Consider the following 12243-nt stretch of genomic DNA (forward strand, 5'->3'; position numbering starts at 1 on the left):
GCCCGCGTTATTACGTAAAGCCTCAAGCTCTTTAAGAAGCTGAGTTTCATTAAAAAATTCAGTATTCGCATATCCTTTAAGGCAAATAAAAAGGTGGCAACCGAGGATTAAACAACATAAGAATTTCGATGATATTTTCACTATTCCGTATCCAATTTAGTCCACCCAACACCTGTATGGCATGCCACTACACTAACCCCTCATATTTTTACTCTGGCGAGTTAGCATTACCCGTAAGTCCTATCTGTGTAGCAATAACAATATTAGCTTATATAACCAACAGGATTTATCTACTCATTTACCTTATTTTAGCTAACAGTAAGAGTTATGGGATTGAAAGTTTGGTGAATTAACTTTTCCTTGATACTTAATAAATAACGCCATACTGTAAGTCATAGGTGCAAAATAGCATGGTAAAACCTGACATGAAAATTCCCCGTAACCTTAGCGCTTATTTGTGTCTATGCACTGCTTCATTCTCGTTCAATATTGCAAATGCACAGCCGCAAACTATAGATACTTTAGAAGCATTAGCATGGCAAAATCGGCTTATATTGCTAAACGGCAGCGTGTTACCAAAAGAAACCATGACTCTATTAGCTACAGAAGACGCAGCTATTGCTGAACGTGAAATAGTTTGGTTTTGGCTCGACGGCGAGCAGCTCGATAGCAATGTTATAAGCCCATTATCTATTACCGCTAAGCAACAAATACGCAATGAACTTATTAGCTCCAATGTTGTTTTGATTGGTAAAGATGGTGGAATAAAATTACGCCGCCAAACGTTTACACTTGCCGAGGTATTGCAACGTATTGATAGCATGCCTATGCGCCAACAAGAGATGCAAAAGCGCAATTGATCTTTTCAACTCAATACTCGTTTAGATCAGGCTTAACGGAGAAAAAATATGCACAACAAAAATGTAGCAAAAATTCCACAACAGGCCTTTGACTGGTATGACGAATATGCCCATGGCGATATCGATCGCCGTACTTTTTTGAGCCGCTTAGCCTCTTTATCGGTGGTAGGATTGACTTTAGGCACGTTAACCCAAGCGTTAACACCTAACTACGCATTGGCTGAGCAAGTGTCTTTTAATGACCCAGATATAACAGCGCAATATCATGAGTTTTTGTCACCTCATGGTCATGGGAAAGGTCGTGGCTATTTAGTGACGCCTAAACAACTAGACAAAAAGTTACCTGCCGTGTTGGTTGTGCATGAGAACCGCGGACTCAATCCCTATATTGAAGATGTCGCAAGGCGACTGGCTAAACAGGGATACATTGCATTTGCGCCAGACGCGTTATTTCCAGTGGGAGGTTACCCTGGCAACGACGACGAAGGCAGAGCCCTGCAACGTGAACTTGAGCGCAGTAAAATTGAACAAGACTTTATTGCTGGCGCTGGATTTTTGAAAAACCACGAGCTAGCCAATGGCAAATTAGGCGTAGTAGGATTTTGTTTTGGTGGTTACATCAGTAATTATTTGGCCGCGGCAGTGCCTGAACTCATTCATGCCGCCGTCCCTTTTTACGGTACACCAGCAAGCGACGAGTTAGTTAAACACGTAAAAGCCCCTATCCTCTTACAATTTGCCGAACAAGACAAACGGGTTAACGATACATGGCCACAATACAAATCTGTACTAGAAGCCAACAAGGTTAAGTTTCAGGCTTTTACCTACCCAGGCACTCAACATGGTTTTCACAATGATTCTACTAGTCGATATGATGCAGCAGCCGCAGAACTTGCGTGGGAGCGCACGCTACACTTTTTTGCCAGCCACTTAGTCGGGTAAGAAACAACTTAACGTAGAGTAAACTGTTCAATGTTAGCAGGGCGATAGAAATAGTAGCCCTGCATGTGTGTGCAACCTAGTGCTAATAACAAATCTTTTTGCTCTTCGCTTTCCACCCCTTCAACGGTGCAGCTAACATTGAAGCTTTCGCACAAGGCGAGTATGGTTTTAACAATGCCCTGACTGCGTTGATCAACATGTAAGTTGTGTACAAAACTACGGTCGATTTTTAGGGTATCAAATGCTAATTTATGCAAATAACTTAAGCTTGAATAACCCGAGCCAAAGTCATCAAGGGCTATTTTGAAGCCCATTTGTTGTAATTCTCTGGTGATGTTGGAGCAATGTTCTAAGTCCGACATCATGGTGGTTTCGGTTATCTCAAACTGCACTCTGGAGCTGGCAACTCCATGCTTATCGAGAATATGTTTGAGCTGAACCAATGTTTTACGATTAATCACGTCGTGTACCGATAAGTTAAAGGATAGGTACAAGGGTTCCGGCCATAAACTCAGTTGTTGGATAGCTTGTTCAAATAAGCTGAGCGTGATTTCAGTGACGATACCGGTTTTTTCTGCAATGGCGATAAACTGGTCGGGTGGAATATGGCCCAACTCACTGTGGAACCAGCGAGCTAAAGCCTCTAAACCCACTATTTTTCCGGTATTGCCATCCACAATAGGTTGGTAGTGCAAGGTCATTTGCTGACTACTGACGCTTTGGGTTAAGGCTAATTCGACTTGTGATTTTTGCCTAATAAGTTGCTCGTGTTCTGTAGAAAAAATAATAGAGCAACCTCGTGCCCTGCTTTTTGCTTCATACAAGGCAAAGTCTGCTCGATCCATTAATTCATCGGCGGTATTACCTGCTTCTGGGTAAATGGCAAAGCCACATGAACCGGATATTTGAACAAGGCCGGTGCGCATAGTGAAAGGTTTCTGTAGTACTTCGGTTATCCCTTTGCCTAAGAGTTGGATTTCTTTGTGATCCGTACTGTGGTCAATCACTAAGGCAAATTCGTCACCACCGATTCTGGCTAACATAATGTCCTTTGGCAGCAATTTCTTGAGTCTAGCGCTGACTTCCGTCAACACTCGGTCACCTGCTGCATGGCCATGTATATCATTGACCGGCTTAAACCCGTCTAAATCAATTAACCCCACGATAAAACTATCTTGCTGATTTTCATCGGCTAATTTTTTATTTAAAAAGTTGGCAAAACTGCGCCTATTTGCCAACTTAGTCAAACCGTCTTGGTTCGCTAATAATTCATTTTGCGCATTCAGTTTTCGGGTTTGCCTATTTTGGAGTTCTAAGGTTTGTTTGGCGTCAATAACACTAGAAAAGGCGCGGTAATAACTCAGGGTGATCATGACTAATACCGCTACGACCATGATAAAATTACTAGCAATAGCAATAAACACCGGCTCGCCTGAAGTCGTGAAAAATATCACAAAGGGAACGCCGACTGTCACTGAGGCTGACCACGCGGCAGCAGGCAAGTGAATCAAACAAATAATAATTCCGATGACCGTAATGGATAGATAATAAGCCACATGGGACTGCAGCGCGAAATCGCCATATTGATATAAGGTATAGGCCCACCACGAGAAGCCTATTCCCATAACATTAGCGAAAAACACCGTCATTCTTATTTGATGTATTGCCTGCTCTAAACTGAAAGTGAGATTTTTAAATCGATACCAGCGAATAGCCCGCGTAACACAGGTTACACACAAAAATGCCGAAACATAAATAGTCAAATAATCGGGTGCAATCGCATAATGGGTGTAAGCCAAACTAAGGGAGTTGACCAGTAATATGGCATACAACAAAGGGACTTTTGTAATGAGTTCATTAAATTGCGCAAAGACAACTTGCGGGCTTCTCGCCCCGCCATCCGCCAAGCGCATCAGGTACTTTAAGATTTTAATAAACACTCCAATTCCATTGTGTGGACGCCACTAAACCGTGCTACATATTAACAAAAGTACAACAATTATCCGCCAGTTGTAAACGTTATACTCTCCTGCTAAGCGAGTTTTTTCCGGAATTTTTCTAATTCCGCAATGCGCTTTTCGTCACTAACTGGATAGTGCATATCCAAAGATTTAAATGCTTCAACGATTATTTTAGCTATGATGATACGAGCATTTTTTTTATCGTCTGCTGGGATAATATGCCAAGGCGCATCATCGCTACTGGTAGCGCTCAAGCAGGCACCATAAGCTTCCATGTATTTAGGCCAAAATTGTCTTTCTTTGATATCAGCTTCACTAAACTTCCAATTTTTATTTGGATTATCAATGCGTGCAAGAAAACGTTGACGTTGTTCTTCTTGGGATAAATGCAAAAAGAACTTCAAAATTGTAGTGCCATTTCTATTTAAGTGCTGCTCGGACTGCACGATAGATTGATAACGCTCTTGCCAAATATGGTTCGTGTCCAATTTTTGGTCGGGAATACGCTGACTTTCAAGAATTTCAGGATGCACTCTTACAATTAATACCTCTTCATAATAAGAGCGATTAAAAATGCCGATGCGACCGCGCTCTGGCAGTGCCTGATTAGTACGCCACATAAAATCATGATCAAGCTCTGTGGCAGTTGGATGTTTAAAACTGGTGACCTGACAGCCCTGAGGGTTAATCCCCGACATCACATGACGAATTGCTCCATCCTTACCGGCGGCGTCCATAGCCTGAAAAATCAGTAACACCGAGTGCTCATTGGTGGCATACAACAGACGCTGTAACTTACTTAATTTCTTAATCTGTTTTTTCAGTTTTTTATGATAATGCTTTTTAGAGTCATATAAGGCTTCGGTTAAGGTTGGCCATTGGCTGAGATCGCACTCATGCCCCTCTTTTACCCTAAAGTCGCTGATATCAAATTTCATTATTCATCCTGCGTGAGAGTCAAAAAGTAGTGCTACCAGTGAATACCTATCAAGCGAGATTTACAAGTCATGGTTTACCCTTAGACGGCCTTATTTGACACGACGTCTAAGACGAAATGAATGAAACAACAACACAATGCCAGTGATAGTAAAGAGTAGGGCGCTAGCCGAAAAACCAATAAGCAGTGGATTGTTGATATTCTCTCTTTCATCATAATCCATAATATGCAGCATCCAGAAGAAATCAAAAACGCGCCAAATGTCACTGCGCACTTTTACCACTTGCGCTGTGCTAGGTGATACATACAGGGTTGTTGTCCACGCATCAGTAAACTCGACCGACCAAATAGGCTCATTAGCTTTACCCACCTCTTGAGGTGACTGCTCAAGTAAAGTAACCGTTTTTATTACACCAGAGCCCAAATAATGTTGTTGCGCAATGTGTCCAATGGTGTCGTTGTCAAAATGTGTTAGGTATTCACCGGTTTGCGCATCGTAGGCTCGCTGCCCTTCTGACGTATCAAACAAATATACCGGACGCGCTAAGATTGACCTGTAGTGAATAGCATGGACCAACGCTGGCGTGTTTTTAACAAGCGCGTCAAGGGAGTAGGTGTACTCATGCAATTTAAAGGGATTCGCTAAGTGCAGCGCGGCTAAATGTTTGCCATGCACTTTCTCTAACGGAATCGCGCTCATGACCAGACCACCCAGTATCCAAAACAGCAATTGAATGGCTAACAATAAACCCGCCCATTTATGGATAAAACGGGCAACTCTTAGTACTTTTCTATTCATGAAACAACAGCGCAATATCCTTAAAGACGCTACTTTACTGTAAATAGTGAACGATGTGCAGTGGCATTACAATGCACTTTACTAGCAAGGTATATTGTGACTGAAAACCTGATTAAACTATCCGATGGTATCGGGCTTAAAAAAGGCGCCGTAGGCGCCTTTTTTATCATGTTATAAGGTTTATACCCGTTCAAACACCGTGGCAATACCTTGGCCTAAGCCGATACACATGGTGGCCAAACCAATCGTTTTATCTTGCGCTTCCATCAAGTTAATCAAGGTGGTGGAAATACGAGAGCCTGAACAACCCAATGGATGACCAAGTGCGATAGCTCCACCGTTAAGATTGACTTTATCTTCATAGGTATCAATCCAACCAAGCTGTTTGATACACGACAAGGCTTGCGCGGCAAAGGCTTCATTAAATTCAGCAAGTTCAATATCAGCCATACTCAAACCCGCACGTTGCAGAGCTTTCTTGGTGGCTGGTACAGGTCCGTAACCCATGATCGCCGCATCACACCCTGCGACCGCCATTGAGCGAATTTTTGCACGCGGTTTTAAACCCAAGGCTTTAGCGCGCTCAGCAGACATCAACAACATGGCTGATGCGCCATCTGACAGTGCGGAAGACGTTCCTGCGGTAACGGTACCATTAACTGGATCAAATACCGGACGTAAGGTCGCCATAGTTTCAACGGTTGATTCAGGACGAATCACTTCATCAATATCAATTAGCTTTAAAACGCCATCAGCATCGTGGCCTAGGGTAGGCACGATCTCATTAGCCCAACGACCTTCAACAGTAGCAGCATGGGCTTTTTGATGTGAACGCGCTCCAAAGGCATCTTGCATCTCACGAGTAATACCGTTTTGACGACCTAATAACTCAGCAGTCATACCCATGCTGCCAGAGGCGCGTGCCGCGTGCAGAGCAATACCCGGGTGAAAGTCTAAGTTAAAGTCCATGGGTACGTGGCCCATGTGTTCAACCCCACCAATCATATACACGTCACCACGGCCACTCATGATGCCACTAGCTGCATCATGTAAGGCTTGCATGGATGAACCGCATAAACGGTTTACTGTGACGGCGGCGACAGTGCGGGGAATGTCCGTTAACAACTGTGCATTACGAGCAATGTTAAAACCTTGCTCTTTAGTTTGTTGTACACAGCCCCAAATAATGTCTTCAATTTCACTTGGATCAAGTCCAGGGTTACGTGCGACCAACTGACTCATCAAATGAGCTGACAGTGTTTCGGCTCTAACGTTACGGAAAATCCCACCCTTAGAACGACCCATTGGGGTACGAATACAATCGACGATTACTACTTCTTTCATGTTCTGATCCTCAGGTTGGGATTAAGCTGATTTAACATCGGCGGAAAAATACGATTTACCGGCATCGGCCATAGCACGAACACCATCAGTAATCTGATAAATAGGGCCTAAATGTGCATACTTATCGGCCATAGCGACAAATTTATCTAAACCTAATGTTTCAATGTAACGGAAAATACCACCTCTAAAAGGAGGGAAGCCCAGACCATATAACAAGGCCATATCCGCTTCTGCTGCACTGGCAACAATACCTTCTTCTAGACAGCGGATCGCTTCATTAGCCATGGGTACCATCACGCGAGCAATAATTTCGTCAGCGTCAAACTCACGTTTATCCGCACAGTGGCCTGCAAACAATTCGTAGGCTTCTTGTGCTGCGGCCTTAGCGGGACGACCTCGTTTATCTACGCTGAAATTATAGAAACCTTTACCATTTTTTTGACCCAAACGCTGCGCCTTGTATAACAAGGTAACCGGGTCGTTTTCAATTTTTTGCATGCGCTGTGGAATACCATCTGCCATCACACTAGAAGCGTGATCAGCCGTGTCCATACCCACAACATCAAGCAAATAAGCAGGCCCCATCGGCCAACCAAAGACTTTTTCCATGACTTTATCAACAGCAGTAAAATCAGCACCGTCCATCACTAACTTGCTAAAACCAGCAAAATAAGGGAACAAAACACGATTCACTAAAAAGCCTGGGCAATCATTCACAACAATAGGGGTTTTACCCATGGCTAGTGTGGCAGCAACAACTGTTGCTATGGTGTCTTCTGAGGTATTTTCGCCACGAATAATTTCCACTAATGGCATTTTGTGTACAGGGTTGAAAAAGTGCATACCGCAAAAACGTTCTGGCTTTTTCAAACTCTTAGCTAACTGATTTATTGAAATCGTGGAGGTGTTTGAGCAGATGACGGTATCGTCGCTGACATGTTGTTCAGTCTCGGCTAAAACAATACCTTTGACCTTCGGGTTTTCAACCACGGCTTCGATGACGAGATCAACATCTTTTATCGCACTGTATTCTAGCGTAGGCACGATATTGTTTAGAGTCGACGCCATGGTTTTAGCATCAACCTTGCCGCGTTCCATGCCTTTACCGAGGATTTTGGCCGCTTCTTTCAACCCTAAGTCTAAAGCAGCTTGATTAATATCTTTCATGATAACTGGCGTGCCTTTGACCGCCGACTGATAGGCAATCCCACCACCCATGATGCCTGCACCCAATACCGCCGTTTGCTTGATGGCTTTGGTGGCGGCTTTAGCTTGTTTTTTACCTTTAGACTTGACTAATTGGTCAGCTAAAAAAATCCCCACTTGGGCCTTAGCTGCATCGCTTTTAGCCAAAGTAGTAAAACCTTGGTTTTCTAGTTTCAGGGCACCATCGCGATCTAAACCTGCTGCTTTTGCAACGGTATCTACCATCATATGAGGTGCAGGGTAGTGCTTACCTGCTTGCGCAAACACCATGGCTTTTGCTGTTGAGAAGCTCATCATGCTTTCATTTTTGTTTAACTTAAGCGGGGCTTGTTTCTGCGCGCGGCGCGCTTGCCAATCAAACTTACCCGCAATCGCATCTTTCAGCATACTGAGTGCGGCATCTAACAGTTTATCTGGGGCAACAACCGCATCTACTGCGCCTTCAGCCAATGCTTTAGCTGCTTTACGATCACGGCCAGTGGTCATCCACTCTAGTGCATTATCGGCACCAATTAAACGCGGTAAACGCACGGTTCCGCCGAACCCTGGCATCAAACCTAATTTTACTTCGGGTAAACCGATACTTGCTGTGGTATCCGCCACACGTAAGTCACAGGCTAAGGTCATTTCACAACCGCCACCTAGAGCAAAACCATTAACCGCGGCAATAGTTGGGAAAGGTAAATCTTCAAAATGATCGAAAACCTGCGACGTGTGGGCAACCCAAGTGAGTATTTCTGACTCAGGCATATCAAATAAACCAGTGAATTCAGTAATATCAGCACCAACAATAAAGGTTGATTTTGCTGAACGCACTACGACCCCTTTTACGTCTGCTTTAGCTTTTAATGCTTCAGTAGCTTCGGCCAATTCAGTCACTGTCTGTCGATCGAATTTATTTACTGAGCCTTGAGCATCAAATACAACTTCTGCAATACCATCTTGCAACAAGTTAACCTTAAGGCTTGAACCTGCATATATCATTATTATCTCCTGTGGCCTAAGCCAGAGCGATGAAAAGAAAAGTGAATACCACTTCTCGGTGTAGGGTGAGGCTGATTCTTATTAAAGATTGTACAAAGATCAACCTAACTTTTAACAAATAAGCTGCAACATACTAACATGTGGGTAGTTAACTTCTTTTCAACTGGTCATTCCAGTTAAATCTGACATTTTTTACAATTTATCTAAAATAGCTAGGCAGTAGCGGGTATTAATTTGCTAAGATGAGTTTCGGTTTTTATCCAACCAATGGTATGACAGTAAAAATTATTTTTCCTTTTGTCCTCAGTTTTACCCTCCTAACAACGCTTGTTACTGTTGTGTGTGCAGCAGAGCCAAACACGCAAAGTAAATTACAATTACAGCGAACTTACTTTTTAGAAGCGGAACGCCTAGCAGACCAACCTAATAGTAATCGTTTCAAAGCATTAATGCTTGAACTGGCTGATTATCCACTCAAGCCCTACTTGCAGCAAAAGTCGCTTATCGCTTTTCCTTACATGGCTAACCGCAGCATGATCGAACAGTTTTTAACTGACTATGCTGGCTCCCCCCTTGACCGGTCTTTACGGGCCAAGTGGTTAAATTACTTAGGACAGAAAAACCAAGCAGATATATTTTTAGCCGCTTATCGCGATACTGGCGATGCCGAGCTGGCTTGTCAAAAAGCTGAATTTATGTTGGCCAATCCCAATCAACAAGCAGAGGCTCTCAAACTCATTGAGCAGCTTTGGGTAGTAGGAGAATCACAACCCAAAGCCTGCGATAAGGTGTTTTTAGCATGGCAACGTTTAGGTATGCGCACTAACGAATTGGTGTGGCAACGTTTATCGTTAGCGGCAGATGGCGGCAGTACCACCCTGATTCCGTATTTAAAATCTTTGCTGCCAAAAGAACAACAGTATTTAGCTGATCTATGGTTAAAAGTGAGACGTTCACCTAGCCAAGTGAGCCGCATATCGAATTTTCCAGGGCGCAATCTAGCGTACGAAACGCAAATAATCACTTACGGTTTAACCCGCCTCGTTTGGGATAATCGTGATCTTGCACTAACCAGTTGGCATAAACTGTCCACTCGATTTGAGTTCACTCAAGAGCAGCAGCAAAGCATTGCCACCAAATTTGCTCTTGCTTTAACTATCATCGACCATCCCGATGCAGAAGAATGGTTAGAAAGAGCCAGTGCAACCAGTCAAGACGAAGAGTTAGTGCGGTGGCATTTAGCCCATATATTGCGGGAAAAAGACTGGAAACATGCTTTAGATGTGATTGAGTTTGCCCCAGACCTTTTGACCAAAGATTATTTGTTCCAGTATTGGCAAGCGAGAGCTTTTGATGAAATGGGCGCGCCGCAACAAGCCAAGCTCAATTATGAAAAAATAGCTGATCATCGTCACTATTATGGCTTTATGGCCAGCGGTAAATTAGCTCGCCAAACCAATTTAAACAATACGCCATTGGTTTATAGCCAACAAGAATTAGACTCAGTTGCAACTATGCCGGCTGCTCAGCGAGCCTTTGAATTTCGTGAGTTAGGACGTAACGTTAGTGCGAGACGAGAGTGGTATTTTCTGCAATCGCAACTCAGTGATGAGCAACTTAAAATTGCTGCAGTACTTGCCGATCAAAAAGGGTGGCACGACCAAGCGATTTTCACTTTTTCAAAAGCGGGATATTTAGATGATTTATCACGACGATTTCCCATGGCTTTTGATCAAACGTTAAAAATTAATGCCGAGAAAAATAATATCGACCCAGCGTGGGCGTTTGCCATTGTTAGACGAGAAAGCTCCTTTATGCCGGATGCAAACTCAGGCGCCGGAGCGAGAGGATTGATGCAAGTAATGCCCAGTACCGCGCGTTATTTGGCTAAAGAAAAATTCAATAGCTCGCGCTTGTTCGATCCAGACACCAACCTTGAATTGGGAACCCAATACATGCGTTATTTAATGGACAAAATGGATAACAATCCTATCCTAGTCACTGCATCGTATAATGCTGGCTGGCGCCGGGTACAAAACTGGTTGCCAGAAAAAGACAGTATGCCGATGGATTTATGGGTTGAAACCATTCCGTATAAGGAGACCCGTAATTACGTAAAAGCGGTGTTGGCATACCAACAAATTTACCGTGAGCAATTAGGTCACCGCGAGAATCGCTTTAAAGAACTCGCCAATATGCAAATTTTACCCAAAAGCTAAACCTGACGTTTTATTGTTTTAACTCAAGTTTATCTTTAGAAATCATTGTTATACTCAAGTTCAAGAGATAAGTATGTGGTCACCCACAACGTGAGCGAAATTTAAAAATAAGGGCCTGTATGAAAATCGATTCTATTTTAGTCATCGCCGACAAACAAAATGCTGAACAAAAAGCCTTGTTACACAGCGCAAGTATGGCTGCTAAATTTGGCGCCAGTTTGCATATTGTCGCTTTTATTTATGAAGACCTGGCCAGTCTTGCTAAAGAGTTGGATAGCACTCAAGTTGACGACATCAAAGCTAAATTACTGCTCGCTCATCAACAATGGCTAAACCATAAAATGACCGAGTTAAAAATCGACGCAAACCTTACGTCTGAAGTGGTATGGGAAAAAGACATCAGCCGCTGGGTCAAGCAACAAAGTAAAACCACACACTATGATTTGATTGTCAAAACCGGACACCGCAGTGAAGGCGCATTTTATGTGCCCACTGATTGGCATTTAATGCGTAATGGTGTAACACCAGTAATGTTGGTTGCAGAAAAAAAGTGGCGCAAAAAACGCGCTATCATGGTGGCCCTAGATATGGCGACTCAAGTCAAATCGAAACAAGCGCTCAACCAAAAATTAGTTGATGCCGCAGCAACACTTGGCACAATCACCGGCATGCCTGTGCATTACTGCTGTAGCGTAGCAATATCACCAGTATTAAAAGATTTAGGCTTAATTGATAAAAATAAAACCCTGAAAAGAGCCAAAGAATTATACATGCCTGCCTTACAAAAAATGCTTGGGGAGAATGCGGTATCCACTGAGCAAATTCATATAAAAGCCGGCGATGCGAGTACCGTAATTCCAAGCCTTGCCTCTAAAGTGCAAGCTGAACTGGTGATAATTGGAAGCGTAGGGCGCAAAGGTGTGAGAGCCAAACTTATGGGTAATACCGCTGAGAGTGTTTTAGCCTTACTCAAAACCGATGTGTTGATCAT

Annotated in this window: 9 protein-coding genes; 4 read left to right on the forward strand and 5 right to left on the reverse strand. The window is 43.3% G+C overall.

Features of this window, described 5'->3' with window-relative positions; all coding sequences use genetic code 11:
- The first annotated feature begins 410 nt into the window (after positions 1–410).
- Positions 411–860, forward strand: coding sequence for a DUF4174 domain-containing protein (locus tag NWQ57_RS13415; protein WP_306022663.1), 450 nt, complete (start codon positions 411–413; stop codon positions 858–860).
- Between the two features lie 48 nt (positions 861–908).
- A complete protein-coding gene (locus NWQ57_RS13420) occupies positions 909–1802 on the forward strand; it encodes a dienelactone hydrolase family protein (RefSeq protein WP_306022664.1) in 894 nt (297 codons plus the stop codon).
- An 8-nt stretch (positions 1803–1810) separates the two neighbouring features.
- On the opposite strand, the gene NWQ57_RS13425 is transcribed toward NWQ57_RS13420, so the two are convergent.
- The 5 genes from NWQ57_RS13425 to fadB form a co-directional block, all read right to left on the reverse strand.
- Positions 1811–3742 carry a bifunctional diguanylate cyclase/phosphodiesterase gene (locus NWQ57_RS13425; protein WP_306022665.1) on the reverse strand — a complete coding sequence of 644 codons (1932 nt, stop codon included), beginning with the start codon at positions 3740–3742 and terminating at the stop codon, positions 1811–1813.
- Positions 3743–3834: 92 nt separating this feature from the next.
- The gene (locus NWQ57_RS13430) at positions 3835–4701 is read right to left on the reverse strand and encodes an ADP-polyphosphate phosphotransferase (RefSeq protein WP_306022666.1); all 867 of its coding nucleotides are present in this window, start codon (positions 4699–4701) and stop codon (positions 3835–3837) included.
- A 90-nt stretch (positions 4702–4791) separates the two neighbouring features.
- Entirely contained in the window at positions 4792–5499 is a 708-nt protein-coding gene (locus NWQ57_RS13435; RefSeq protein ID WP_306022667.1) for a hypothetical protein, read from the reverse strand.
- Between the two features lie 180 nt (positions 5500–5679).
- The gene (fadA, locus tag NWQ57_RS13440) at positions 5680–6843 is read right to left on the reverse strand and encodes an acetyl-CoA C-acyltransferase FadA (RefSeq protein ID WP_306022668.1); all 1164 of its coding nucleotides are present in this window, start codon (positions 6841–6843) and stop codon (positions 5680–5682) included.
- A 21-nt stretch (positions 6844–6864) separates the two neighbouring features.
- Positions 6865–9033 (reverse strand): fatty acid oxidation complex subunit alpha FadB, encoded by a 2169-nt coding sequence (gene fadB / locus NWQ57_RS13445; protein ID WP_306022669.1) that lies wholly within the window; start codon positions 9031–9033, stop codon positions 6865–6867.
- Positions 9034–9275: 242 nt separating this feature from the next.
- Here fadB and NWQ57_RS13450 point away from each other — a divergent pair, with 242 nt between their 5' ends.
- Both NWQ57_RS13450 and NWQ57_RS13455 read left to right on the forward strand, forming a co-directional pair.
- Complete coding sequence (locus NWQ57_RS13450) at positions 9276–11252, forward strand: lytic transglycosylase domain-containing protein (RefSeq protein ID WP_306022670.1); 1977 nt, start codon at positions 9276–9278, stop codon at positions 11250–11252.
- Positions 11253–11371: 119 nt separating this feature from the next.
- Positions 11372–12243, forward strand: an 872-nt coding sequence (locus NWQ57_RS13455) for a universal stress protein (RefSeq protein WP_306022671.1), incomplete at its 3' end; no start/stop codon positions are given.

The sequence above is a fragment of the Paraglaciecola sp. genome (genome assembly GCF_030730205.1).
Lineage (GTDB): Bacteria > Pseudomonadota > Gammaproteobacteria > Enterobacterales > Alteromonadaceae > Paraglaciecola.

Bases quoted from the DNA above. Each gene is read 5' to 3' on its own strand.
- NWQ57_RS13430 (WP_306022666.1), bottom strand. From the start codon at position 4,701: ATGAAATTTGATATCAGCGACTTTAGGGTAAAAGAGGGGCATGAGTGC.
- fadB (WP_306022669.1), bottom strand. From the start codon at position 9,033: ATGATATATGCAGGTTCAAGCCTTAAGGTTAACTTGTTGCAAGATGGT.
- NWQ57_RS13450 (WP_306022670.1), top strand. From the start codon at position 9,276: ATGAGTTTCGGTTTTTATCCAACCAATGGTATGACAGTAAAAATTATT.
- NWQ57_RS13435 (WP_306022667.1), bottom strand. From the start codon at position 5,499: ATGAATAGAAAAGTACTAAGAGTTGCCCGTTTTATCCATAAATGGGCG.
- NWQ57_RS13420 (WP_306022664.1), top strand. From the start codon at position 909: ATGCACAACAAAAATGTAGCAAAAATTCCACAACAGGCCTTTGACTGG.
- NWQ57_RS13415 (WP_306022663.1), top strand. From the start codon at position 411: ATGGTAAAACCTGACATGAAAATTCCCCGTAACCTTAGCGCTTATTTG.
- fadA (WP_306022668.1), bottom strand. From the start codon at position 6,843: ATGAAAGAAGTAGTAATCGTCGATTGTATTCGTACCCCAATGGGTCGT.